Origin of the sequence: Sphingomonas trueperi (assembly GCF_011927635.1) — a bacterium.
Classification (GTDB): Bacteria; Pseudomonadota; Alphaproteobacteria; order Sphingomonadales; family Sphingomonadaceae; genus Sphingomonas; species Sphingomonas trueperi.
In genome coordinates this window covers 35,990-61,909 of sequence record NZ_JAATJB010000016.1, presented here as the reverse complement: position 1 = coordinate 61,909, position 25,920 = coordinate 35,990, and the positions used below count along the sequence as shown (strand labels likewise).

18 protein-coding genes and 2 pseudogenes are annotated in these 25,920 nt (G+C 65.2%); 5 read left to right on the top strand and 15 right to left on the bottom strand.

The window, feature by feature from the left end:
- Window positions 1–9: 9 nt before the first annotated feature.
- The 3 genes and pseudogenes from GGR89_RS19150 to GGR89_RS19140 form a co-directional block, all read right to left on the bottom strand.
- Window positions 10–587 (bottom strand): annotated as a pseudogene (locus GGR89_RS19150) (nucleotidyltransferase domain-containing protein); the annotation flags it as partial.
- A gap of 275 nt (window positions 588–862) precedes the next feature.
- Window positions 863–1,770, bottom strand: a pseudogene (locus tag GGR89_RS19145) (ArdC family protein).
- Between the two features lie 798 nt (window positions 1,771–2,568).
- Window positions 2,569–4,890 carry a TonB-dependent siderophore receptor gene (locus GGR89_RS19140; protein ID WP_164542686.1) on the bottom strand — a complete coding sequence of 774 codons (2,322 nt, stop codon included), beginning with the start codon at window positions 4,888–4,890 and terminating at the stop codon, window positions 2,569–2,571.
- Window positions 4,891–4,981: 91 nt separating this feature from the next.
- On the opposite strand from GGR89_RS19140, the gene GGR89_RS19135 reads away from it, so the two are divergent.
- The 3 genes from GGR89_RS19135 to GGR89_RS19125 are packed head-to-tail and all read left to right on the top strand — an operon-like array spanning window position 4,982 to window position 7,177.
- The gene (locus tag GGR89_RS19135; protein ID WP_206431103.1) at window positions 4,982–5,284 is read left to right on the top strand and encodes an iron transporter; all 303 of its coding nucleotides are present in this window, start codon (window positions 4,982–4,984) and stop codon (window positions 5,282–5,284) included.
- The gene (locus tag GGR89_RS19130) at window positions 5,281–6,861 is read left to right on the top strand and encodes a PepSY-associated TM helix domain-containing protein (protein WP_125976779.1); all 1,581 of its coding nucleotides are present in this window, start codon (window positions 5,281–5,283) and stop codon (window positions 6,859–6,861) included. The genes GGR89_RS19135 and GGR89_RS19130 overlap by 4 nt, the downstream gene beginning before the upstream one ends.
- Window positions 6,851–7,177, top strand: a complete 327-nt coding sequence (locus tag GGR89_RS19125; RefSeq protein ID WP_164521730.1) for a DUF3325 family protein — start codon at window positions 6,851–6,853, stop codon at window positions 7,175–7,177. The genes GGR89_RS19130 and GGR89_RS19125 overlap by 11 nt, the downstream gene beginning before the upstream one ends.
- Before the next feature lie 209 nt (window positions 7,178–7,386).
- Here GGR89_RS19125 and GGR89_RS19120 read toward each other — a convergent pair whose 3' ends face one another.
- The 8 genes from GGR89_RS19120 to GGR89_RS19085 all read right to left on the bottom strand — a co-directional run bounded on the left by GGR89_RS19120 (window position 7,387) and on the right by GGR89_RS19085 (window position 16,574).
- Window positions 7,387–7,731 carry a YbaN family protein gene (locus tag GGR89_RS19120; protein WP_125976781.1) on the bottom strand — a complete coding sequence of 115 codons (345 nt, stop codon included), beginning with the start codon at window positions 7,729–7,731 and terminating at the stop codon, window positions 7,387–7,389.
- A 51-nt stretch (window positions 7,732–7,782) separates the two neighbouring features.
- Window positions 7,783–8,391: a biliverdin-producing heme oxygenase gene (locus GGR89_RS19115; protein WP_125976782.1), complete on the bottom strand. Its 609-nt coding sequence runs from the start codon at window positions 8,389–8,391 to the stop codon at window positions 7,783–7,785.
- Between the two features lie 26 nt (window positions 8,392–8,417).
- On the bottom strand, window positions 8,418–9,200 hold the full coding sequence (locus GGR89_RS19110; RefSeq protein ID WP_164542687.1) for an energy transducer TonB family protein: 783 nt from the start codon (window positions 9,198–9,200) through the stop codon (window positions 8,418–8,420).
- Between the two features lie 34 nt (window positions 9,201–9,234).
- Window positions 9,235–10,695, bottom strand: coding sequence for a surface lipoprotein assembly modifier (locus GGR89_RS19105; protein WP_241213308.1), 1,461 nt, complete (start codon window positions 10,693–10,695; stop codon window positions 9,235–9,237).
- A gap of 158 nt (window positions 10,696–10,853) precedes the next feature.
- A complete protein-coding gene (locus tag GGR89_RS19100; RefSeq protein WP_125976784.1) occupies window positions 10,854–11,618 on the bottom strand; it encodes a Slam-dependent surface lipoprotein in 765 nt (254 codons plus the stop codon).
- Window positions 11,619–11,736: 118 nt separating this feature from the next.
- Window positions 11,737–14,784, bottom strand: a complete 3,048-nt coding sequence (locus tag GGR89_RS19095) for a TonB-dependent receptor (RefSeq protein ID WP_241218010.1) — start codon at window positions 14,782–14,784, stop codon at window positions 11,737–11,739.
- Between the two features lie 165 nt (window positions 14,785–14,949).
- A complete protein-coding gene (locus GGR89_RS19090; protein WP_125976785.1) occupies window positions 14,950–15,951 on the bottom strand; it encodes a FecR family protein in 1,002 nt (333 codons plus the stop codon).
- Between the two features lie 110 nt (window positions 15,952–16,061).
- Window positions 16,062–16,574, bottom strand: a complete 513-nt coding sequence (locus GGR89_RS19085) for a sigma-70 family RNA polymerase sigma factor (RefSeq protein ID WP_241213311.1) — start codon at window positions 16,572–16,574, stop codon at window positions 16,062–16,064.
- A gap of 239 nt (window positions 16,575–16,813) precedes the next feature.
- Between GGR89_RS19085 and GGR89_RS19080 the strand changes: the two genes are divergently transcribed.
- Window positions 16,814–17,155: a hypothetical protein gene (locus GGR89_RS19080; protein ID WP_125976787.1), complete on the top strand. Its 342-nt coding sequence runs from the start codon at window positions 16,814–16,816 to the stop codon at window positions 17,153–17,155.
- 740 nt (window positions 17,156–17,895) lie between these two features.
- Window positions 17,896–18,045 carry a transposase domain-containing protein gene (locus GGR89_RS19075; RefSeq protein ID WP_164521732.1) on the top strand — a complete coding sequence of 50 codons (150 nt, stop codon included), beginning with the start codon at window positions 17,896–17,898 and terminating at the stop codon, window positions 18,043–18,045.
- 167 nt (window positions 18,046–18,212) lie between these two features.
- On the opposite strand, the gene GGR89_RS19070 is transcribed toward GGR89_RS19075, so the two are convergent.
- The 4 genes from GGR89_RS19070 to adhP form a co-directional block, all read right to left on the bottom strand.
- A complete protein-coding gene (locus GGR89_RS19070; RefSeq protein WP_241218015.1) occupies window positions 18,213–19,331 on the bottom strand; it encodes an IS3 family transposase in 1,119 nt (372 codons plus the stop codon).
- Window positions 19,332–19,661: 330 nt separating this feature from the next.
- Window positions 19,662–21,974 carry a methyl-accepting chemotaxis protein gene (locus GGR89_RS19065; RefSeq protein ID WP_245201729.1) on the bottom strand — a complete coding sequence of 771 codons (2,313 nt, stop codon included), beginning with the start codon at window positions 21,972–21,974 and terminating at the stop codon, window positions 19,662–19,664.
- A 553-nt stretch (window positions 21,975–22,527) separates the two neighbouring features.
- Window positions 22,528–24,837, bottom strand: coding sequence for an acetate--CoA ligase (gene acs / locus GGR89_RS19060; protein WP_425338780.1), 2,310 nt, complete (start codon window positions 24,835–24,837; stop codon window positions 22,528–22,530).
- On the bottom strand, window positions 24,834–25,868 hold the full coding sequence (adhP, locus tag GGR89_RS19055; protein WP_125976788.1) for an alcohol dehydrogenase AdhP: 1,035 nt from the start codon (window positions 25,866–25,868) through the stop codon (window positions 24,834–24,836). Before adhP ends, acs begins: the two co-directional genes overlap by 4 nt.
- Between the last annotated feature and the right edge of the window lie 52 nt (window positions 25,869–25,920).

Below are 25,920 nucleotides of genomic sequence, written 5' to 3'. Positions count from 1 at the left end.
CTGCCGGGCTTTCAAGAAGCCTTTTGACAGGTCCAATCCGGCAATCTCGAAAGGCTTCATCGCAGAGGGAAACCACTCGTCGAAATATTCCCTGGCCGTTGCGAGCGCCTGGGGTGGGGTCTTCGGCTTCGGCTGGTGCAGCTCGGTGGGTTCGCTCTCGTACAGCGCGATGCCGTCGCGGGCGACGTCCATGAAGAAATAGCGGCCATGCGCCAGCCCATCGCTCACTTCCTGCATGGTGTGCACGATGAAATTCACCGGCGTGCGCAGCGTCTTGGTGATCCCGAGTTCACGGTTGAGTCGATCCTCTGCGGTTGCCCAGAAATCCACTCGGTCGGTCAACTTCGGGCTGTTGACGATCACGAGCAGATCGAAGTCCGACTGATAGCCCTTGGCGGTATGTGGCTCGTCGACCCAGCCGCCGCGCGCATAGCTGCCGTAGAGAAGGACCTTCAGATGCGCGCCGGCTTCTTCCAGTCCGACGTGGCGATGGCGATCGCGTCGCCAAACTCCTCGAACAGGATCTGGACGACACGCTCCAGCTCGCGTTGCTTGGCTGGGGGCAGATGGTCGAGGCTGGTCCTCATGGATCGATCCTAACGCGCTGATGCCGCGGCGTACACCTCGCCCGACTTCTCGGGCGAGGTGTCGCATCGCTCATGGCTGTTCGCCCCGCTCTGCTCGACCGAGCGCGATCAGCACGCGGGTGATGGTCTCTTCCACCTCCGCTACCGTGCAGCCATGCCGCCTGGCCGTTTCGACGTAGTCCAAATCGTCGACCTAACCGATCCGAAGATTGCCTGATCGCGCTCGGGCAGTGCACGAAAGGCGCGGCGCATCCGCCGCAGACGAAGCCAGCGCATCATTGCCCCACCTCCTCGTCCGAGACGAAGCTAAGCAGAAAGTCCGCCGCCTTGCTGGCAGCGCTCGCCGCCCGGAAGATCGCCTTTTCATCCTCGCGCAACACCGCCAGCCAGCTGCCGACATAATCGGCGTGCCGCACGGTCGGCCGGATCGCCAGCGACGCGCAAGTGAAGGCGCTTGCCACTTCGGCGACCAGCTCCTCCCGGCTATAGGCGGCGCTGCCAAAAGCCCCTGACTGGTCGCGGTCAAGGCGGGAGCCATGCCCGGTCCAGTGCCCCAGCTCGTGCAGCACGGTGCGATACCAATTGATGCGGTCGTAGAAGGCGAGCTGCGCGGCACTGCGACATAGTCTCCCGCCGGAGTATAATAGGCCTCGCCGCTTCCAATCCGGATATCGGCCCCACACGCTTCCATCAGTGCATGCGCGGCCGGAATGCGGTCGGCTTCCGCCACCGGCGCGCGCTGCTTCGTCACCGTCAGCCACTCGGACAAGCCTTCGCACTGGTCGACATTGAACACGGTGAACCGCTTCAGAAAGACCAGCTGCCGCGCCTCGCGATCCTCGTCACGGGCCCGCTCGGCCTCGTCCTTCGGGGTAAAGCGATCCGCATAGCAGATCGTCGTTCCCCGCTCGCCGCGCCGCACGCTTCCCCCCGCCGCCTGCGCCTGTCGAAAGGTCAGCCACCGCTGCGAGACATGCCGCCCCTCGATCACCGCCGCCCAGAGGATCAGCACATTGATCCCCGAATAGCGCCGCCCGGTCGCGGCATTGGCCGGCATCGCACAGCCACACGCCGCAGCATCCCGAGGCTGCACCCAGGGCAGCCGCCCCTGCTCCAGCTCGGCAATCACCCGTCCAGTCACCTCGGCATAGAGGCTCGCCCGGTTCTCGTGTCCAACACCCATGATCCTTGCTCCTTCCAAAACACCGCAACCGGCGCCGGAAGGGCGGGGGGAGCGGCAGGAGCGAACCGACAGTCCTGCCGAGGGAGGCAGGCTGCACCCGCAGGGCCGAAACAGCGTGGAGGAGTCGGGCACCGCCCGGCTTGCGGCATGTCGCGGCAGGACTACAGGGAAGCGACGCTCCCCCCCGCCCGTCCGCGTGCCGGCTGCACAACGCCGCCGCGCCCAGCGCGGCGACCATCCTGTCAGCGCAACCGCGCTGCCGGGGGCCACCCGCGCCCGGCCAAGAACCGCACTCTTGCAACCGGGCGGGCCGCGCGGGCAGCGTGCGCGCGCCAGCACGTGCGCCAGCCGCCGCCCGTGCCTCCCGCCCGGGCAAGTGTGCCACGCGTGCACCAACAACCCGCGCGCCCTGGTGTCGCCGAAGGCGTGCGCCAGCTCGCGCACCGCACCCGCGTTCCGCTGCCGGCACCTGCCGACCGCTGATCCGCCGGATCGGCTCCGCGTCCGCGATCAAAACCCGAAGGGCCGAGACGGCATACCGACTCGGCGCCGCACCAGCGGCGTGCGAGCGCGGTCACGCCGAGATGACCTTAACTACCCGACATTCTGGTCGTGTTCCGCGAATGCAGCTTCCAGCCAGAAGCGGGCGGCAGGTCCCGCCTTCGCCTCGCTAAGGTCTTCACGTCGTTCCTCATCGCACAACCAATGCGTCGAGAGCGATGATATTCGAGGCACCCCGCTCAATCCCGATCAGGCGGGTCCCGCCCCCGCCTGCGCAGGTCGGGGAACCGGCAGCGCTCACCAGCGCAGCCGAACCGATCCGGTGACCGTGCGCGACGCCCCGAAATAGCAGGAATTCGAGAAGGGACAGGCGCTGATGTAGCGCTTGTCCAGCAGGTTCGCGGCGTTGACCGCCAGACTCCACCCCCGCAGGCGCGATGCGGCAAAGCCGAGGTCGTAGCCGAGCAGCGCATCGACCAGCGTGAAATCCTCGGTCGTGAACCGCTGAAAGGTGGTGACGCCGTTGCGCACCAGATAGGTCGTGGTGCCGTCCGATCCGCCGACAGCGCGCACGCCGCCGCCGATCGTGAGCCCGCCCAGCGGTCCCGAACGTCCGCCCTTGCCGAAATCATAGGAAAGGAAGCTCGACGCCTGCCATTCCGGCGTGCCGAGCTGGCGCGTGCCGGTGGTCGTGGGCGTACCGCTGTTGGTGGCGGTGGCCGCGACGGCCGGCGCGCCCTGGGTGATGATTGCATCGGTGTAGCTGGCGGCGAGGATCAGATCGAGCCCGCGCGCCAGTTCGCCCCGGCCCTCCACTTCCACGCCGCGCACCCGCACCTCGCCGATCTGGATCTGCGCATTGGCGGGAATGCCGGCCGTCCCGGCCCGCGGGTCGGTGACCGGCACCTTCTGCCGCCGCAGGTCGTAGACCGACAGCGTCAGCAGCGCGTTGGTGCCGCGCGGCTGCCACTTCACGCCGCCTTCGATCATCTTGCCGGTCACGGGATCGAACGGCACGCCCAGATAGGTGGTGCCGGTCTGCGGCTCGAACGATTCCGAATAGCTGACATAGGGCGAGAGGCCGTCGGCCAGCTCGTACAGCGCACCCAGCCGCATCGTGAACGCCGTCTGCGAAAGACGCGTCAGGTTGTTGGCCGCCAGCTTCTTGTTGATCGTCGCCTGCTCGTACCAGTCCCAACGGCCGCTGGCGATCAGTTGCAGACGGCCGATCGCCACCTGGTCCTGCAGATAGACGCCCACCTGGTCGCGCTTGCTGTAGGTATTGACGTAGCCGGACGAAAGCTGGGTCAGGTCCAGCGTCGGCAGGGTGCCGCCATAGACCGGCCGATACGGATCGAGATTGGGAATGCTGGTCAGCGGATTGCTGGTCTGGCCGGTGTTGAACTGCTGGAAATTCTCGCCGGAGATGAACTGATAGTCGATGCCGGCCAGTACATTGTGCCGCAGCGGTCCGGTGGCGAACTTCGCATTCAGCTGGTTGTCCATCGTCAGCGTGTCGAAATCCTCGTCGGCGCCGCCGCCGCCGCGGATCAGGGTGGTGAAATCGGTGTTGCGGCTGGCGCCCGTGCCGGTGGTGGCGAAGCCCGCCACATAGAGCTGGCGATAGCTGAGCGTGTTATTCTGGTAGCGCAGGTTCGAACGAAAGGTCAGATGCGCGTCGAAATCGTGCCGGAACAGCGCGGTGATGGCCTTCTGCTTGTGATTGTAGCGCTCGTAGTTCGGATCGCCGGTATTGACGTGAAGCGGCAATGCGCCTGCCGGGCTGGGCAGCGCCGCGCCATACGCCGGCACCCCGGAATAGCCGCCGCCGCTGGGCGCATGCTGATAGGCGGCAATCAGCGTCAGGCTCGTCGCGGCATCGGGCGCGAAGGTCAGCGAGGGGCTGACATGGTAGCGCTCGCTCTCCGTGTAGCGCGTGAACCCATCGGCTTTCTGCCAGCCGCCGACTAGACGGAACAGCAGCTTGCCATCCTTGGTCAGGGGCTGGTTCACGTCGGCCACGGCGCGCAGCGCGCCATAATTGCCCGCCTGCAGCTCGACGCGCCCGAATGCCGACGCCTCTGGTGTCTTGCTGGTCAGGTTCACCAGCCCCCCCGGTGTGGAATTGCCATAGAGCACCGATGCCGGCCCCTTGACGATATCGATCCGGTCGATGCGGTTGAAGTCGGTTTGCGGCATCGAATAGGGACCGGCGAGCAGGCGCATCCCGTCGAGGAAGACGCCCGGCGTGAAGCCGCGCAGCAGCAGCTGGTCGTACCGGCTGACGGTGCCGCCACGCTGGTTGACGGCGACGCCTGCGACATAGCCGAGCGCCTGGTTGATCGACAGCGCGTTGCGCAGGGTCAGCTCTTCTTCGGTGATCACCGTGATCGTCTGCGGCGTCTCGATCAGCGGCGTATCGGTCTTGGTGCCGGAAGCCGTGCCCTTCGCTGCCACCCCGGTGACGACGATCGCTTCGCCCGCACGCTGCTGCGCATCCTCCTCCTTGGTTTCGTCCGCAGCGGTGCGCGCCAGCACGCCGACCGGGGAGGTGAGCGCGGCAGCGGTGAGTGCGAGCAGAGAGAGGCGGCCGCGAAGGCGGCTGGCCGAAATGCGCATGAGGGTTCCCCGTTTTGTTATTGATACCGATTCGCAGTTGCGGTTAATGACGTTCCGCGGCGATGGCAAGCGATGCGGGGAGCAAGCGTGGATGCACGACGAACATGACAGGACACGCCCTCCACGGGGAAGCATGGCGCTGGCCGGCCGGGGCGTCACGGCGGCGATCGGCGGTTATGCGGCGGCGGCCGCAGGCTGCGCCCTCGCCGCGCGCATCCTTCCCCTGCCCCGCGTCGAAGCGACCTTGTGGGCGATGCTGGCTTCCTTCCCCGTCTATGCAGCGCTGGCACTATGGGCGTTTCATACACGCAGCCCGGGTCGGGCGATGGCATTGGTCTGGGGCCTAGCGGCAGCCTGCACCGCCGCGCTCTTCCTGCTGGGCGTGCGGCCATGAGGACGCCGTCGTTCCGCCAATCCATGGCCCGGATCCATGGCTGGATGGGCCTGATCGCCGGCTGGATCCTGTTCGCGATGTTCCTCACCGGCACCGCCAGCTATTTCCGGCCGGAAATCACGCGCTGGATGCAACCAGAGGTGCGCGCGACGCCGGCGACACCGCCGGTCGCGGCAGGCAGCGCGTTCGCCTATCTCCAGCGCACCGCCCCGCAGGCCGCGCGATGGACCTTGTACCTGCCGGACCAGCGGACGATCGCGACCCGTGTCTTCGTCCGCGACGGCGATGTCGTCAAAGCCAAGCCCCGCGCCAAGCGCCCCCCGCGCCGCGAGGTGCGACTGGATCCGGTGCAGGGCACACCGCTCCACGCCCGCGACACCCGCGGCGGCGAACATTTCTACCGCTTTCATTTCCAGTTGCAGCTGCCGCATCCCTGGGGGCGCTGGCTCGCGGGCGCCTGCGCGATGTGCATGCTCGGCGCGATCCTCTCGGGCGTGATCACCCACAAGCGCATCTTCGTCGACTTCTTCACGCTGCGCTGGGGCAAGGGGCAGCGCAGCTGGCTGGACGCGCACAACGTATCGGCGGTCGTCGCACTGCCGTTTCACGCGATGATCACCTATACCGGGCTGGTCACGCTGATGGTGATGTACATGCCCTGGCCGATCGTCGCCAATTACGCCAAGCCCGCCCTGTTCGCGAGCGAGGCGGTCGGCGCCGCGCCCGAGGCGCCCCGCAGCGGTACCCCCGCGCCGCTCACTCCGGTCGCGCCGCTGGTGGCAACCGCGACCCGGGCCTGGGACGGCAGCCCGCCAGCGCAGATCGTGGTGACCAACCCCAATGACGCGAACGCCCGCATCACCCTGTTCCGCACCGCCACCGACCGGCTGAGCGCGCGGGGCGGTGCGATCACCTTCTCCGGCGTCGACGGCCACACGATCGCATCCTCCCCGCCCCCCGGTCCCGCAGCGCGAACGGCGGCGGTGCTGCTGGGGCTGCATCTGGGCTGGTTCGCCGATACCGGCCTGCGCTGGATCTATTTCCTGCTGGGCGCGAGCGGTGCGGCAATGGTCGGCACCGGGCTGGTCTTGTGGAGCAGGAAGCGGGTCGAGGCGCGCAGCGGCGTATGGGGGCAAAGGCTGGTCGAGCGGCTCAATGTCGCGGTGATCGCATGCCTGCCCGCAGGCATGGCCGCCTATCTCCTCGCCAACCGGCTACTTCCCGCCGACCTTCCGGGACGCGCCGACCTGGAGGTCGCCGCAATGTTCTACACTTGGTTTGGCCTCGCCCTGCTCGGATGCCTGCGCCCGGCCTGGCGGGCATGGCGCGAGTCCTTCGCCATCGCAGGCACTGCCTGGGCAGCAATGCCGGTGGTGAACGCCCTGACGACCGATCGGGGCCTGCCGCACGCGCTGGCGGCGGGCGACCGCCTGTTCGCATCCTTCGACTTGGCGTGCCTTGCGCTGGCCGCCCTTCTCTTCTTCGCCGCCCGCAAGACGGGAAAGGCGAGGCGAACGGTATCGGCATCTCCCACGCGTCGTGCCGAAGCGCAGAATGCCCTCGCCCATGCCGGTTGATGTCGTCGCACTATCCTATGCGGGCCTTGCCGCGCTTGCCTTCTCCACCCGGAAGCACGCGTTGAGCGCGCCATGGTCCGCCCCTTTCTGGCGGATGCGATGGCGCCGGGCGGCTATCCTCCTGCTGGTGCTCGCCTGGACGCGAGCGTCGACGCGCTACGGCGTTGCGCTGGGGACGGTCGCCATGCTGGGTATTGCGAGCGTTATGGGCATCCTGCTCGTGCTGGCGCTATCGAAAAGTTCGCGGGCAGCACTCGCTTTAGGTGCAGCCTGTATCGCGGCTGGCATCGCTTTATCGATCGTGCCCAATTCCTGAGCCGAACAGGCCCCATTGCCTTGGCGGCCGGGGCAGGCGCCCCGCGGACCTACGATGGCAGCATGCCCGCTTCTGCGGACCTTGCGCTCGCGCCCCTTGCTCATTGAAGGATGCCCCATACATGATCTGGCGCTGCCGTTCCGTGGCTAGGTGATTCTTGAAGGTGCGCGGCTACCTGTCGGGGCCACAGCACTGGGTACTTACCGATCCTACGGCCTGCGTGGCGCCGGTCGGCTGATGATGAATGCCGCGCACTCCACCAATCCAAGACCGACGACAAGGTCGAGCAGGAGCGTCGGCCGCGCGCCCCACCAGAACAGCGCATAGCCTAGCACAATGCCTGCGCACGCCATGCCCTTGGCGCGGGCGCCGATCGCGCCGTCTTCCCGCCAAGCACGGAGCGTCGGCCCGAACCGCGGATGGCGGAGCAGCCACGCCTCCAGCCTCCGCGAGGAGCGCGCGAAGCAGCCCGTCACCAGGATCAGGAAAATCGTGGTGGGCATCAGCGGAAGCAGCGCGCCGATGAAACCCAGCGTCACGAACAAGAAGCCGATTGCCGCCCAGGCCCCCGCGACAGATGGGCGACAACTCGGCGATGACGCGGCTCAGCCAAAGGTAGCTCCGGCGAGTTCGTGGACTCGGGAAAACGCGGCCCGCGCTCCAGCGATTACGCGCGCATCCTCCTCTTCCGAAAGATCGAGCGTGTCGAGGGCGGCGGTGAACTCCCGCCAATGCTGCGCGCGGCCGTCCGGATGGCCGGCAAGATGCCGCGCGCCGTGGCTGGCATCCAATCCCAATGCTGCGGCCGCCTTGTAGAGGAAGGCCGCGCCGAGATTTGACCCTTCGGCCACGTAGAGCCAACCGAAGGCGGTCGGCAGGTCGATCGGTGCGGACCCAAAGGCCGGGGCTTCATTATGATCGGGGATCGGTATCGCCAGATGATCAAGATCCCGGGCGATGGCTTGAAGCCGGCGGCGACCCGCAAGATCCGGCAGCAGGGCATCGAGCACCGGGTGCTGGTAAAGCGCATCGATGTCGCGGTGGAACCGATACTGCATGTGCAGAAAGCGGCCGTACCGATCGCGATCCCGAAACGGCTCTGCCGCCATGATCCGATGATCCAGCGTTGCGTGGACCGGACTGGTGGCGGCCTTCAACCGCTTCGCGCGGCTCAACTCGGCCGCCGCGGGATTGTTTAGGATGGTGGTGGTCATGCAACGCCCTTTCTTTAGAGGAGGTGTCAGTGTCGGAGCGAGAACAGGATGGGAATCGTGACCATCACCGGGTCTCCGGGAATGTCGGCGGTGGGTGGCGGCACCGGCGATCCCCGACGGGTCATCGCCGCCGCTTCGCTGTCGAGCATCGGATAGCCGCTGCCGCGCGCGATACGGGCGCCGAGCACATGGCCCTGGCGGTCCACGGTGATCGTCACCTGTGCGATTCCTTCCTCGCGGGCACTCTGCGAGGGGCGCGGATACCGCAGGAACCGCTTGAGATGCCCGAGTAATTCGCTCTCCCAATTGGCGAGCGCAGCCTGCGCGTTCGACGCGCTGTTTACGTGCGCGGCGGCGGTCGAAGCCTGGTTCGCGATCACCGGCGGCGCGGTGGTCTGATCGACACGCCGCGTCGGGCTCGATGCCTCTTCTGCTGAAACCGCTGCCGCAGCAGGCAGTTCGCTAGGCACCGGCGTCAACACGCGCTGCTGCTGCGGGGTTACCGACCGGCTGACGCTGGCGGCTTCCCGTTCCTGTTGGCGCGGGCCCGGAGCTACCTCGACCGGCGGCGCGGGTGGTGCGGCAGCCATTGGGGCGAGTTCAAACGTGACGGCCATTCGCGACGATGGCGCGACTGGAACCAACGGTGCTTGGGGTACCCAGGCGAGGATCGCGAGCACGGCACCGAAGACAAAAGCCGTGCCGGAGACACCGAGCCCGCGGCAGGCAGGCGGTACTTCGTAGCGGGACCGCTGCCACGCCACCTCGACGGTTGCCAGCGACGGGTGGAAACAGCGCGGGTCGAGCAACAGCGGCGCGCGGCCAAGCCGCGACGGGCGAGGGTTAGAAGGCATATTCAAGCCTCAGTGCGGCGGTGGTGCGCTTGTAGGAGTAGAGCCAGTCGACATTGCTCTCGACCCGGTTTCGCTGGACGAGGAAGTTCGGGGTCAGCCCTGCGAAGCGCAGCGCTGGCAGCTTGACGATCGCGACGATGTTCTGCTCGCGATCGTGGCGCTTCGCCTCGAGGAGTTCGCTGTACGCGCGGTAGTCGCGCCAGCGGAGCGACGTGAAGATAAGCAGACCAACGGCCTTGCCGAAGGACTTGTTCATGCCGAGACGGAAGCCGAGTTGCCGATAGGCATTGGCGGCATTGCTCGCCGTCTTGTCGACGAAATCGGGTCCGCCGAACAGTGACAGGCCACGCGACACGCCATACCAGCCGGTTAGATAGGCTTCCGTCTGGGCACCGTCGAAATTGCGATATGCCGGCAGCCGATAGTCGAGAATCTTGCGGCTCAGCTCGATGCGGAGCGCCGTATGGTCGTTCGCGTTGACCACCGCCTCGCCCCGCACGCCCCAGGCGGTATAAAGCGTCGCCGATCCCAGGCTTCCGATGTCGAAGGTGGGGGCCAGGGCGAAGCTACCGCGCGCCGATTGGTGGTCATAGCCGATCTGGGTGGAGAGCGTTGCCTGACTATAGCTGACGTTCCCTGGATAGATATCGCCATAGAGCAGGGCGCGGCCGGCGATCCCGCCATTGCCGCCGATCGGCACGCGGCGGCTGAGCATGCCTTCGAAGTTGATACCGGCAGCTTGGATCGCGTCGGGCACCTTGCGATCGATCAGGCACGTGCCATCGTCGCCCTTTAGGAGGCAGGCATAGCTCGCCGAACTCTGGTTGAGATTGCTGCTGTAGCCCGGGCCGATCGCGAGAGATCCCTGCCATGCGCTCCGCCGCCGCAGCACCTTTACGAAGGTATCGACCGTTTGGCGGATGCCGGCGGCCTTGTCGCCCTGCGATTCTAGCATGGCCTGGGCTTGTCGGAACTCGGCGAGTGCTGCCCCATCCTTGCGGTTTTCGAACAGGACACGGGCCAGTTCGAGCAGACCGGGCAGAAAATCGGGCTGAAGTGCCAGCAACGCGCGGTAGTAGCGCTCCGCAGAGGCGAGATCCCGGGCCTGCCGCGCCAGCGCGCCCTCGGCATAGAAGACCAGCATGCGATCGCGCTCGGGCAGAGCCAGATAGGCCTTGAGAAACCGGCGCGCGTCGGCCCATTGCCGCCGTGCCACCGCGATATAGAGCGCCTCCCCCATTTCGCTGGCATTGCGAGCGACTGTGTAGGTTCGCCCGTCGATGCTAATCGTTGTCGGTCCGGTGCCGAGATCCTCGACACCTTCCAGCAGCTGTAGCTCGGCAGCGTCGGAGCGTCGATCAATGCTCTGGTCGAGGCGCAGGCGCGTGTCGTCACCACCGATGGTCTGGGCGCGGGCAGTTCCTCCCGCCGCGATGGCCGCACTAGTCACGAGCAGCGCACCGGCAAGGCGCTGTCGAAGAAGCGAAGGTACGCGCTGCACGGCCGAAAGGCTTTCCGTTGGCGGTCGAAGGAACGCTCGTTGCAAGCGAAGGGAAACGAGGGGATCCGAAGATCCCCTCGCCCGAATGGCGGAACCGACGGGGAAGGTCAGTTCTTGGTGCCACCGAAGGCCGTGTCATACTGGCGGCTACCGAACGCGACGACGCCAGCAAGCGCCGCGGCGTTGCTGCCGTAGAAGCGGCCGCTGACCTGGCCTCCCGAGGCAACCTGCACCCCGGACTGGGTTGCGGTCGCGTCGCCGCCACCGATGATGTTGGTGCCATCGATGTCGGCGGTACCAATGTTCACGCCGAAGCCGGTGCCGGCATTGGCGATGCTGCCGGTGAGCGTCGCCGCGCCGAAATTCGCGGTGAACGTGCCGGTCAGCAGGCCCTTGTTCGCATAATCGCTGATGCCCTTGACCGAGTAGGTTGCCGTGCCACTGGTGGGTACGGTCGTACCGGCGCTGTCACCGGCATAATAGACGGTGTGCGTGCCGTCGCCGACGCTCGACGTCTGCGCCCATTCGCCGAAATAGAGGTTGGCGGTGCCGACCTTGGCGAAGTGGAACACGCCCAGGCTGCTGTGGTTCGATGGTGCGTCCGATGGCGCGTTTACGGTCGAGACCGCGTTGGCGTCGACGCTTACCGAGGACTGGAGGCCCTGGAAGTCGACGAGGCGGCCGAGGCCCGTCGACGGGACGGCGATGCCCGGACGGCCCGAGGCGTGCGGACCGCCATTGACCGTGCTGGTGCCGACCACGACCTTGCTCGTGTCGGTCGATACCCCGACGATCTGCGCATTGGCAGCGCTGCACCAGGCAAGCGATGCGACGGCGGCGGCCGCAAGCGCCTTGCGATGTACGATCTTCATGATAGTGCTCCTGCAGTTGGAGCGCCTGAACCTTCAGGCGCCTTCTTCCAGGGCGCGTCGCCATCCCACAGGTCTTGCAGGGTTTGTCGGGATGGGCGGCGGCCCTGAATCTCCGTCATCAGAACCGGCCCGTGAGGCTGAGCCGGACTGTCCGGCCTGGGGCCGGCATGAGGGACCGCGACAGCGGGTCGAGATAATAGCGGTCGTTGAGGTTGGTCGCGACCAGCTCGGCCGAGTAGCGATCATTGAGCCGAAACTTCACATAGGCGTCGACGGTCAGGATCTCGCCCCAGCTATAGGGGACGTTGAGACCATAGCCGCTGATGCGATCGGCGACCGGGCCGCTGATGAACGCGTCGAGCTGCGGATTATCGTAGCCGCTGTACCAGGTCAGGCGGCTGCCGACCTCCAGCCGCTTCCGGAGGAAGCGTCCGCCCAGGCTCCAGTTGATCTGGTCCTCGGGCGTCGCCTGGGTGAGCAGGTAGCTCGAGACGAAGCCGTATTTGACGCAGTTGGGAACGCGGCCCTGCACCGGATCCTGCTCGATGGCGAAGCTTTCGTCGCACACCTTGTTCTTCGTCATGTGCGCCGCGCCCAGTTCGGTGAAGAACCGGCCATTGTCATAGCGGGCCTGCAGCTCGAGACCCTGGATCTCCTGCCGGTCGAGATTGAAGAACAGGAGCTGCGTCGAGCGCTCGATCACGTCCCTAGTGAGGTTGTTATACCAGGTGAGCTTGATATCGGCGCGCTGGTCGGCGTCGTTGAGGCCGAAGACCCTCTTCAGATCCTGCACGAACCCCGCCTCGATCGCATACATATGCTCGGGCTTCAGCACCTGGGTCGGGTTGAGCGACGCCGAGAAGCCGATCGTGCTCTCGAAGATGCTGGGGAATCGATACGCCTCGGCGTAGCGGAGATAGGCCCTGCTCGCGACGCTGAAATAGACGGTGGCCGAGGCGTTCGGCGCCCAGTCGTGGGCGCGCTTGTCGGCGGACTGCGTCACGGCGGCGTCTGTCATGACCGGCGTCATCGCGCACGAACCCGCGACATAATTGGACATCGCAGTCAGCAAGCCGTTGATGCAAGGATTGTCGGCGCGCCGGAAATCGCCCTGCGCATCGGGCGACCAGACGGCATTGTGGGTGACGGTGAACGGCACCGGATTGGCGATATAGGCCGCCAGTCGACGCTGGATGATGTTCTGATTGGTGAACTGGGTTCGCAGCCAGGCCTCGTACGCCGCCGCCCCCGTCTCGGTAGTCTGATAGCTCGCATTGTAGCCCGAGATGACCGACTGCCCGATGGAACCGCCGCGGATCTGCAGCAGGTCGTCGAGGAAATCGTCATGGGCCCAATAGCCCGAATAGGTAACGCCGGCATTGAGCTTCAGGAAGCTGGTCGGGCGCCAGTCGCCGCGCAGATGGAGGCGATATTCCTCGCGCCGCCCGGCCCGGGGATATTGCCGCCAGCCATTAGCGATCGCGTCGCTATACTGGTCCTCCGAGCTGAGCTTCTCGTGCTGCCAGCTCCCCTCGAGCATCACGTCGAGGCGGCGGCTGAGCTCCACCTGATTGCTGGCGGTAAAGCCGATGCGATCATTGTGGCTGTTGCCCAGCGCCGTGTTGATGAGGATGGGATCGACCGTGGAAGCGGCGTTGGGGAAGCCGCCGGCGCTATAGGTGTCGCTGACGGTGTGCGTCCCCCACAGGCTAGCCTTCAGGTCGATCCATTTGCTGTCCGGCTGCCACTTGTACTCAGCATTATAGGCCTGGGCGTGGACCTTGCTCAGCGGCCATTGGATGTTGCCGAAGGTGGAGGTCGAGGTAGAGATGATCCGCGAGGGGATGATCTCGCCATAGGTCGACTTGCTGTCGCGGAAGCCCAGCTGGAGATATTGGTCGGCGGCGATGTGCCAGGTGCCCTTGGCCAGCCAGGACTCCATTTCGCTGGAGGTGTTGGGCACCTCTTCACCGGGCTTGTAGTTCAGCCCCAGCAGCCGGACATAGGTGTCCGGCGCCAGCTCGAGCCCGGATTGCTGATAATAGCCCGCGCCGTTTTCGCCCGAATAATAGTTGCCGCGCTGACGATAGGCATAGGCGGCGATCAGGTCGAAATCGCCGAGGCGCCCGGCCGCCGCGAGCCGCACCGCCTTGTCGCCCATCGAGAAGGCGTCATTGTCGGCCGCCTTGTGGATCGGCACGCGGACGGTGGGATCGTTATAGGGAAAGTTGGGCAGGCCCGGCGTGCCCGGACTGCCGGGGAAACCCGCAATGGTCCGATAGTCCTGCCCGGTGCGCAGGGTCGGCAGCTGCGGCGACACCGCATTGTTGCCGCCCTCAAGGTGCAGCTCGATGCCGAGTTTCCGCCCCGGCTTGAGGATGTCGGCCACGTCGAGCGTGTTGATCACCACCGCGCCGCCGGTCGAGGCGTTGACGCCGCGCGCCGAGACCGGCCCCTTCAGCACCTCGACGCCGGCGATCAGGCTGGGATCGATATAGTTGCGGTTGCTGGCGCCGTTATAGCCGCGCCACACCGTCAGCGCCTGTTCGGTGCCGTCGATGATGACCGGCACGCGGCCGGGGCCCTGAATGCCGCGAATGCTCGGATCGAGCGCACCGCTGTTGCGGGAGTCGCCGCTGAACACGTTGACCATGCCCTTGAGAATGTCGGCCGGGTTGACACCCTTGTAGCGCTCGACCTCGTCCTTGCCGGCGAATGCCGAAGAGAGGTCGCGGTCGAAAACCGCGTCGTGCCGCCGGGCATCGCGCTCCGCGCCCGTATCCTGCGCGCCGGCGGCGCCTTCGATCTTGAGCGCTTCGGTGACGATTGGGGACTGCTGTCCATCGCCGCCGTCGGCGGCCTGAATGCGCTCGAGCGTGACGAGATTGCCCGACAGATGCCAGCTGCACCCACTGCCCGCGAGCAGCCGCTGCAGCGCTTCGGCGATCGAAAGCCGGCCGCGCACGCCGGGCGAGCTTAGGCCGCGCACGATGGCGGCATCGACACTGATCTGGAGACCCGACTGCTGCCCGAAACTTGCTAGCGCGTCGGCCAACGACGTCGCCGGGATGTCGAAGCTGCGCGACGGTGTCTCGACCTGCGCCTGCCCCATGGCGGCAGCCGGCGACAGGGTCGTCGCCGCGCCTGCCAGAAGGACGCTCCCCATAATCGACCGGCGCCTTGACCGCGCCCACGAACCCCCGGAAACCACCAAGCTGACCCCTATCCTTCTGCCTATGAGGAATGCAAATGCGAGTCATTTGCATTCCTCTGTTTAGTCAACGGATCGGCTTCAGGTTTTTTCGGAGTTTTTTTCGAGGAGGCTTGGGGCTCAGTCCGAGGTGACGATGGTGATCCAGGGCGTAACCTGCGTCACGCGCACCATATGGGCGGCAGCAAGCGCGGCGAGGGCCTCCTGGGGGTGGCGGAGATCATAGACGCCGGTGACGCGCCGCGTCTCCAGGCCTTCGCCGCGCGCGACGATGATCCCACGGTACCAGGGCCGCAGCGCATCGACGACGTCACGGATCGGACGGTCAGTCGCAACATATTGGCCATCGATCCAGCTCGCGATCCGCTCGGGCGGGGTATCGGCGCGCAGCGCCTTGCCGGCGTCGCACGCCATGTCAGCCGATTGGCCGACCGACAGGATCGCGTCGGGTGCCGCAGTAGCGCAGGCGACACGCACCCTCCCCCGCCGTACCGCCACGCCCACGCCATCCTCCCGGGCCTGCACCTCGAAGGCAGTCCCCAGAACAGTGACGGTGGCGCCCGATGCGCCCATCCGGAAAGGCCGGGACCGGTCATGCACGACGTCGAAAAAAGCCTTGCCGCGCAGCAGTCGCACATGGCGCTGCCCGTCCGAATAGTCGACCGCCAGCGCACCGCCCGGCGCCAGCTTGACCAGCGTGCCATCGGCGAGGTGGATTGTCCGCACCTCGCCGGTCGGCGCAACATGGTCGGCGCGCAAATTGGTGAGGAGGCTTGGTCCGGCCCAGAGCAGAATGCACGCGGCGGCGGCCACCGCGCCGCCCGCAAACAGGCCTCGGACGAGACGGTGCCGCTGGCGCCGGCGATCGAGAGCGTGCTCGATTGGTACGACCCTGGGAGACGGCGCGAACGCGAGCGAGAGGACATCCGACGCGTGCGCGGTATCGCCCCAGGCCTGCGCGTTGGCGGGACTGGCTGCGAGCCACGCTGCGAAGGCGATCCGCAACGCGGGCGATTCCGGTTCCTCGTCGAGACGAATGAGCCAGTCTGTTGCCTCGCGGTAGGCACGGGCCTGCTCGATGGCGTCGCCCTCCCGTGCTTCGCCCTCCTTGCGGCTGTCCATTAGCTCGTCCTCATTGCCCGCGGCCAATCGCCCGTCGCACGATCGAAGGGTTCTTACCTGCTCGACGATCCGGATGTCGGTTTTTTCGAGTGGGTGACAGGCGCCACCACCTATTGCCTGTCGCGGAGCGCTGCGCGGCAGCGGGTAACGCCCTCGGCGACCAAGCCATGGGCGCTTGTCACCGATATCCCGAGTTGCTTCGCGATGTCCTTGAGCTTGATGCCCTCGATCCGGTGCATCCGGACCGCGGCCCGCATGCGTTCGGGCATCCGCGCCAGCGCATTCTCCACGGCGCGCAACTCGAATCCGGAGATGACGGCGGCTTCCTGCGATGGCGTTTCGCTCGGCACCTGCAGCGGATCCGCGTCGCCTTCAGTTTGGAAAAGCCGACTCTCCAGACCGCTGCGGCGTGCGCTGTCGAGCGCTAAGTTGCGCACGATCCGCGAGAGATAGCCGAGCGGTTCATCCATCTGGCGCTCGGCAAGAGCGGCACGAAAGCGCAGCCATGCTTCTTGAAGCACATCCTCGGCCTGCGCGCGATCGCGCGTGATACGATTCGCCTGCCGCAGAAGTTCGGATCGGTAGGAAAGAAAGAGTTGCAGGGTCTCGGACTGTTGGGACAAGCCTACCACCATATGTCGCTATTGATGCCCCTGGTTATCTGCCTGGGAGGTAAGCGCCCGCGACTCCTGCGATCGATTCGCAAATACTGCCGGATAGTCGCAGAGGCAAGCCATTGCACACCGGTGGAGGTCCCGGCGGCTGTCGAGGTTTGAGTCGGTCATGGAAGTGCAAACCACCCCGCCTGGACCGGTTCTTCGCGCGCAACAATCCGGCGGCGCGAATCAACCTTATCCGGACGATGCTGAACGCAATCGATCGCGGCGACTGGCACGCGGACGCCGCGACCCGCGAGAAACTCGAACGGCTGGACCGTCCAGCGGTGCTGCAACGGGGATCAAAGGTTTCCCAAACCTCAAACGCGCAGAGCCTGCGGAACGGCTCGCCAGGCAGGGGGCCGGGCCGAGGCATGACTGCAATGGGGCGCCTTGCCGCCGGAAACCGGATCTCCGGTTATGAGCTGACGACCGCAAATTCGATGCGCACACTACCCGCCACCGATTCACACCGAACCGCCGCTTGGCATCTTGTCGGCATCCTGCTGCTGGCCATCGCAGGATGCGCACTGCGCCCAAGATGGTAGACCTGCCGCCCTCGGAGTACCCTGCGATACGGGCCGACCTGGGCAGCCGGGGCAAGTAGGTCAGGCGTGCAGGCCTGTGTCCCGCCCAACCTTTGGGCTCCCTCCCTGCCCCATCGGATGGCAGAACATGATATGAATGATGATGGTACTTTTGATGGCATCAAGCAACTCCATAAGAATATTATACTTTTTCTACAGATAGATACATACGTTTCTCGGCAACCTTAGGGGTCACCAGCGATTTCAATCGCTTAGCTGCCGAATAGTTGCACAAACGTGCAATTTACTGCAAATTTACTGCAAAACCGTAGCTGGAAATCGGCGGACTTCACGGATTGTTCTAGGGCCAGTGGCGTTTGCATCCGAACTTGGTGAAGCGCTGGCGAGCGTCTGATTCGCACCGAAAGCTCAACCTTTCCACCTTTCTTCGATGCAGTCGCGGGCCATCGCCAATGGGCTCGCTCCCGGCAGCTGGCGACCACCTGCCGCCATTCCGGCACGACCGCGCGTACGTCGGCTTACATCGAACTGCTCACTCCTAATTTTGACAGCTGCCGATCGGCTATGCGCCCATCCATGTCGTTCAATTGGAAAAGCAACTCGCCTATGAGCGGCCAGTCCGCTCATGACTGGGACCGGGACATTTCCGCCATTCGAGCGGCCTTCCTTAAATGGGGAGTTCGGCCCAAAGCGCTCATTCCTAGCGAAACATATCTGCACCCCCATACGCGACCATCCTTGTGTGCTCAGGAAAGGCCGGTTTCGAAGAAAAGGGGCAGGAAAACCATGTCGACCCGCACGCATGGTTCGTCGACGTCCTCGCCCGCATCGCCGAGGGCTCTAACAGCCGCCTCGACGAACTGCTCCCGTGGCACGGGCGCGCTGTTTAGCGCGAAATCTTCGCTTGATCCCACTACGCCGCGGCCTTCGGCGTACGCTTACCATGAACGGATAAATGCTTGGCCCGCCTTCGTCGCACTGCCACTGGGAGTGACAGAGGTGGCTCGGTTTGTCTGCACATGCTCGCGGCTTGGATAAGTGGACCACCGCTGGTTGTTCATGCCGCTGCGAGTAGCGGCTGGCCGAGGTATATCTGGTCAGGCGTGCGGCCGCCAAGCGCGGAGTGCGGTCTGACGGCATTGTAGAAGCCGAGATAGTGGCCGATGCCGGCGCGAGCCTCGGGGACGGAGGCATAGGCGTTGAGGTAAACCTCCTCGTATTTCACCGAGCGCCAGAGGCGCTCCACGAACACATTGTCAGGCCAGCGCCCCTTTCCGTCCATGCTGATGGCGATCTTCTCGCGGTGCAAGACGGCGGTGAACGCGGAGCTGGTGAACTGCGAACCCTGATCGCTGTTGAAGATTGCCGGCTTGCCATGGCGCGCCAGCGCCTCCTCCAGCGCCTCGATGCAGAACGCTGCATCGAGCGAGATCGATACCCGCCACGCCAGCACCCGCCGGCTGAACCAGTCGACGATGGCGACGAGGTAGACGAAGCCGCGTGCCATCGGCACATAGGTAATGTCGGTTGCCCAGACCTGGTTGGGCCGGATCACCGCCACATTGCGCAGCAGATAGGGATAGACCTTGTGCTCGGGTGCCGGCTTCGACGTGTTCGGGCACCGGTAGAGCGCCTCCAGCCCCATCCGCTTCACCACGTGGAGCCGCCCCGCCGCAACGCCCTCCTGCCGAAGCAGATCGCGCAGCATCCGGCTGCCGGCAAACGGGTAGAGCAGGTGCAACTCGTCGATCCGTCGCATGATCGCCAGGTCGGCTGCGGATACCGCCCGCGGCTTATAGTAGATGCTGCCCCGGCTGATCCCGAGCTGCCCGCCTGAGCCGTCAGCGGCAGCGCATGACCACGGTCGATCATCGCTTTGCGCTCGGCAACAGACCTGCCTTACCGAGCGCACCGGCCAAAAATCATTCGCCAGCGTCAGTTCGCCGATCTTAGCGTGCAGTACCGTCACGTCGACTGCCGCCTCTGCCGCGACCGGCTCCGACCCGAACACGTCAGCCGCACCCTCCAACAGCCGTGCACGCCGCTGGTTGATGAGGTTAGGGTGCACGTCATATTGCTGTGCCAGCTCGGCCAGCGTCTTCTCGCCCTTCACCGCTGCAAGTGCCACTTTCGCCTTGAACGCAGGGTTGTGGTTCCGCCGGGGTCGCTTGCTCATCTTGCCTTCTCCTTGCGGCCAGCATGGCCGCTCTCCGATCGGCAATCCACTTATCCCCGCTGTTCAGATTCCCCGAGCCACCTCTCTCCGAACCGGCCCCTCTCGGCCGCCCAGCAACATGTTTTCCGTTACCATGAGCGGTCCTTCCGATTCCCGGCTCTGGATACTCAAGACCGGATGCCGGCAGCCGTGATAATTTTTCATCCCCAGGCCGAACGCACGGAAGCACTCGAGCCAGATGAATCAAGTCTCGGACTACCTGCTGTCCGCGGAGTGTGTCCAAAAGAAGGGCCGGGAGCAATCCCGGGCCCCTACGGTCTGGCATAAGCCTCAGGCGAATGACCGCGCGCGATCGGGCCGCGCCCCTCGCACGTGTACGTCGCGCTGAAACGATCGGAGGTTCGTCCCAACCCTGTCCACGGTAAACGTCGCCGCCTGTGCGCTCAACGATGTCACTTCGATCGATAGATTGCGTGCCGCCGCAGAGGTCTGCTCCACCATCGCCGCATTCTGCTGCGTCGCTTGGTCCATTGCGCCGAGTGCGGCGCTAATCTCCGTCATTGCTGCGGATTGCGCTCGGCTGTCCTCCGCCATTGTGCCGAGCAGGCCGTGCACCGACTCTACGTCTTGAGCGATGTCGACAAGCGCGGTATCCACCCGGCGCACTGCCTGCACCGCCGCAGTTATGTCGGTCTGGGTCGCGGTCAGCTGGTCGCGCGCGATCCGAGCCTCCTCTTCCGCCCGCATCGCCAGCGCCGAGACGAGATCGGCGACCACCGCGAAGCCGCGGCCGGCATCGCCAGCTCGCCCGGCCTCCACCGCTGCGTTCATCGCCAGCACGCGAGTCTGGAACGCGATCTTGTCGAGCCCCTCGATCACATTGTCTATGCCCTCGGCGCTGCTGCTCACCCGTCCCATCGCCTGCATTGCTTCGTCGGCAGTTGAGCGGCCGCCCTGCACCGTCAGGATCGCCTGGTCCGCGCGTTTCAGCGTCTGGTCGGAGGCGCTTGCACCAGCGCGCAACCGCCCGTCGATCTGCACCAGCGCGGCGCTGGTTTCCTCCAGGCTCGCCGCATTACTTTCGGTACGGCGGGCAAGGTCCTCGGAGGCCTGGGCGATTTCCTGCGATCCGGTGCGGATCGTCTCGGTGCTTTCGCCCACCGCGCCGATCAGGTCGCGGAGGCTAGCGAGCGCGGTGTTGAAGTTCTGCTTCAGCCCCTCATATTCGCTCGGAAAGGCCTGGGCGATATCGACGGTGAGGTCGCCCTTGGAAAGGCCGCCCAGGCTGGTGGAAACCGTCTCGACGACGAACTCGGTCTTGGCCTGCTCGTCCACCCGCCGGGCGAGATTGGCCTTGATGTCCTCCTGCATCTTGCGCAGCGCCTCGGCCAGCGTGCCCACTTCGTCCGCCTGGTGGATCGCCAGATTCTGGTCCAGCTGCTCCTTGGCGATGCCGTTGGCGAACTGGGCGCACTGGCTGATCGGCGTCGCGATACGCTTGGCGGCCAGGCCAATCGCGAACACCGCGCCCACCGCGACGCCGATGCCGATCAGCAGCTGCAGCACCATGCTGGTGATCGCCTTGGCGCTGAGCGAGCCGCTGAGCGTTTCCGCCTGCGCCATCACCAGCGCGCGCGGGACCGAGATCACCACGGACCAGGGCGTCTTGCTGCGGCCGAGCGTGATCGGCGAATAAACGTCGATATTCGCCTGCTTGGGATCGTCGATCACCCGCGCCTCGCCGGTCTTGACGATGTCGGCGAGTTGCGCCCAGTGCGGATCGGCGCTGGCGGCGGCCTTGCCGATCGTCTCGGGCGCGGCGCTGTTGGCCGCGATCAGCCCGGTATTGTTGACGATCAGCACCACGCCCTTGCCCGAGAATAGCGACGCGTTGGTCTTGCTCGCCACCTTCTGGAGAAAATCGAGATCATAATCGGTGCCGGAGACGCCCACGAAGCGGCCATGCACGGTGATCGGCACCGACATAGTGGCCAGGAACACCTGCTTGCCCTGCACGATGTAGGGCAGCGGGCCGAGGATGCTTTCCTCGCCATTGGCCTTGGGGCCGAGGTACCAGCCGCCCTTCACCAGCCCGTTCGGATGGCGTTCGGCGCTGTCATATTCGACGAGGGGCTGGATCGCGACATTGCCGTTCGCGCCACGCGTCCAATAGGCGAGGAAACGGCCGGTGCTGTCCGATCCGGCCGCGTGATTGTTGGCAAAACCGGCATCGTTGCCGTCGATCGCATTGGGCTCCCAAGCCGAATAGGTGCCGTTTAAGCTCGGATTCTGTTCAAGCACATGACGCAGCAATGCATTGAACTGCGCGCGGCGTTCGCCAGGCGCGGTGCGTTCTGCGAGCACCGAAAAGCTGTGCGCGTCCGTGCGCGCGGCATCGAATGCGACGTCGAGGGCGCCTTTGATACCCTGCGCCTCTACCGCAGCGCGGTTCTGCAGCATGTCCTTCGCTTGGGCGCTCACAATGGTGCCGACCTCCCGACCGACGAATGCATGCGAGTTCCAAGCAAAGAACGCGCTTGCGAGCACGAGGATCATTACTGTCATTGTCAGGAAAAAACCTGCTATCAAAGCAATCTTACGCTGTAGCGAGGTCATTCTATTCAGATATCTTATCACGTTCATTAGTGACATCCTTCCAGGCCCGTAAATTGGCACGTACCGGCGGAAACCCCTCCCTTCTCTTGTAGGCACATGGGGTGGAAGGAATTTTCTGTGAACGAAATCTCGGGATGAATGCGTCTCGCATTTGAGACAACGCGTTGGATATTGATTTTCTATCCAAATGAAGGCATTGCGGTGCACTAATACACGGAGGTAATTTTCCGCGCGAACTCTGTATCTTGGCAATTATTTCTCAGAGAGAGTCCAGATGATGAGCTTGGCTTGGCCACAACTCGGGCGCTCAATCTATCCAACCGGAAGCCGAAGAGTGAAGGTGGCGCCGCGGAGCACGTCACGCGGATCGTGCCACGCTCCGCCGCAATGGACCGAACCCGACAGCTGCGCCGATCAGCCGTCAGCCTTGGAAGGTTCCACCTTGGCGTTTTCTGGTGACTGACCGGCGGCCTTCGTCAAACCGTGCATCCGGCCAAGCAAATCAGAGCGTGGTTCTTTGGCGATACTTCTATCGAGCGCTGACGCGACGATGCCTCCGGGAGCAGTTGCAATGCCGGTGTCACCGTCCGGCTGGTTCGTTCATGCCCTCTCGCAGTTGCTGCACCACCGTTGGGTCCGCCAGCGTAGAGATATCGCCGATCTGATCAGCCTGACCTTCTGCCAGTTTGCGCAATATGCGCCGCATGATCTTACCCGATCGGGTCTTTGGAAGCCCTGGGACGAACTGGATTACATCCGGTGTGGCTATAGGTCCGATTTCCTTGCGCACCAGGGTCCGCAGTTCCCCCCGTAGCGCCTCGCTTCCCTCCTCCCCTGCATTCAGCATCACGAAGGCATAAATTCCCTGCCCCTTAACGTCGTGCGGCATGCCTACGACGGCGGCCTCACTCACCAGTTCGTGCATGTCCAGCGCGCTCTCCACTTCCGCGGTTCCCATGCGGTGCCCGGAGACGTTGATGACGTCATCGACCCGACCGGTGATCCAGAAATAGCCATCTGCGTCGCGGCGCGCCCCGTCGCCGGTGAAATAGGTGCCCGGGAAGGTGCTGAAATAGGTTTGGAAAAACCGTTCGTGATCGCCGAAGACGGTGCGCATCTGGCCCGGCCAGCTGCGGGTGAGGACCAGATTGCCCTCGGCCGCGCCGGCCAGCGCATGGCCTTCGCCATCGACCAGCTCGGGGCTGACCCCGGGCAGGGGAAACGTCGCGCTGCCCGGCTTGGTTGCCGTCGCGCCCGGCACGGGAGCGATCAGCGCCCCACCCGTTTCGGTCTGCCACCAGGTATCGACGATCGGACATTCTCCCCGACCGATCCTCTCGTGATACCAGTCCCATGCTTCGGGGTTGATCGGCTCCCCCACCGTTCCGAGCAGGCGGATCGACGACAGATCGTGGGGCGTCACCCATCGGTCGCCCTCGCGCATGAGCGCGCGGATCGCCGTCGGTGCGGTGTAGAAGATCGTCACGCCCAGGCGCGCGCTCGTTTCCCACAATCGGCCCGGATCCGGGTAGTTCGGCACGCCATCGAACATGACCGTCCGCGCGCCGTTTGAGAGCGGGCCATAGACGACATAGCTATGCCCGGTGATCCAGCCAATGTCCGCGGTACACCAGAACAGGTCGTCGGACACGTCCCGGCCGTGCTCCGGTCCGAACAGCAGGTCATACGTCAGCGTGGACCACAGCAAATAGCCCCCGGTGGTATGGAGCACGCCCTTCGGTTTGCCGGTCGAGCCGGAAGTGTACAGGATGAAGAGTGGATCTTCGGCATTCATCGTCTCGGGCGCGCAATCGTCGGGGGCGGCGGCGCAAGCCTTCTCCCACCAAATGTCGCGCCCCTCCCGCATCGACACCGGGCCACCGGTCCGCCGCATGACGATGACCGAGCGAACCCCGCTTGCACGTTCCAGCGCGCAGTCGACATTGTCCTTGAGCGGAATCCGCTTGCCGCCGCGGGTTCCCTCATCGGCGGTGACAACGAGAGTCGCGCCGCAGTCGATGATCCGGTCGGCCAGGCTTTCGGGCGAAAACCCGCCGAACACCACCGAATGGACCGCGCCGATCCGTGCGCAGGCGAGCATGGCGATCGCCGCCTCCGGCACCATCGGCATGTACAGGGCTACGCGGTCCCCCTTGGCGATGCCGTTCGCTTTCAGGACATTGGCGAAGCGACAGACCTCGCGATGCAACGCGCGATAGGTCAAACTACGCCCTTCACCCGGCTCGTCACCCTCGAACACGATCGCCTGCTGATCGCCGCGCGTCATCAGATGGCGGTCGAGGCAGTTGACCGACACGTTCAGTTCGCCATCGGCAAACCAGCGTATGCCGAAATCGCGCTTGTCGAAGCTGCTCTCGTCCGCCTTGGTCGGGAAGACGCTCCAGTCGAGGCGGCGCGCCTCCGCAAGCCAGAAGCCGTCCGCATCCCGACCGTGCGCTGCCTGCATCGCGCGAAGCCGATCTGCCCGGTGCAGCATGGCGATTTCCCCTTCGTCGTAGGCGCGGCTCCGCACGAGGAAGCGCCGGCCCGTCCCGTTGTCGAGGCTGAACATGCCGCCCCGCCCCTCCACCACGTCCAGGATCAGTTGCGTGTGCTTCCATGCCGCGAACTGCCCCGCCCCGATATAGACCGGGGTGGTGTCGATCGTGCCCAGCAGCACGTCCGCGCCGCCGAGGCGGAACTCGCTGCGCGGATAGACCATGGGACTGGAGCCGTCACAGCACCCGCCGGACTGGTGGATCAGCACCGGACCGTGGCGTGCAGCGATTTCGGCCAGCAGCATCGCGGCTGCTTCCGTGGCAAGCACGCGGTGGACAGGGCGAGCCTGTGAAAGGACCGCCCCGCCCATCGGCGCACGGCTCGGCATCATTGCGTCAGGTCGAGCACGACGCGCCCGTTGATCTGTCCCTTGCGCATCCGCTCGAACACCGAATTGATATCGTCCAGTTTGGCGGTGGAGATGGTCGCCTTCACCTTGCCGTCACCGGCGAAATCGAGCGATTCCTGTAGGTCCAGTCGCGTGCCGACGATGGAACCGCGCACGGTGATGCCGTTCAGCACCATGCCGAAAATGTTGAGCGGGAAGTCGCCCGGCGGAAGTCCGTTGAGCGCGACGGTGCCGCCACGCCCGACCATGCCGACGGCCTGCTCAAAGGCCTTCTCGCTCACCGCCGTGACCAGCACGCCGCGCGCGCCGCCGCCGGTCATTCGCTTTACCGCGGCGGCGGGGTCCTTTTCGGTCCGCGCGTTGACGGTCTCCTTGGCGCCGAGTTCGCGTGCAAGCGCAAGCTTGGCGTCGTCCACGTCCACGGCGACCACGTCCAACCCCATCGCGACCGCATATTGCACGGCCATGTGGCCCAGACCGCCGATGCCGGAGATGACCACGGCATCGCCCGGCTTGGTGTCGGTCATCTTCAGCCCTTTGTAGACGGTGACGCCCGCGCACAGTACCGGCGCAATCTCGTTGAACCCGATATTGTCGGGCAGGTGACCGACGTAATTGGGGTCGGCCAGGACATAGTCGGCGAACCCGCCATTGACCGAGTAGCCCGTGTTGCGCTGGCTTTCGCAAAGCGTCTCCCATCCGCCCAAGCAGTGGGTGCAATGGCCACAGGCGGTGTAGAGCCAGGGCACACCGACCCGATCGCCTTCCTTCACATGAGTTACCCCCTGCCCCACCGCGGACACGAAGCCCACGCCTTCATGCCCGGGGATGAAGGGCGGGTTGGGCTTGACTGGCCAATCCCCCTCCGCCGCATGCAGATCGGTGTGGCACACGCCCGATGCCTGGATCGCCACCTGGATCATGCCTGGCCCGACTTCGGGCACCGGCACCTCCTCGATCCGCAGGGGTTCGCCGAAGGCGCGCACGACGGCGGCTTTCATGGTCTTCGTCATGATGTCTCTCCTGGATTCTCTTTTGGGCACGGCGCGGCGAGGATTCACCGCA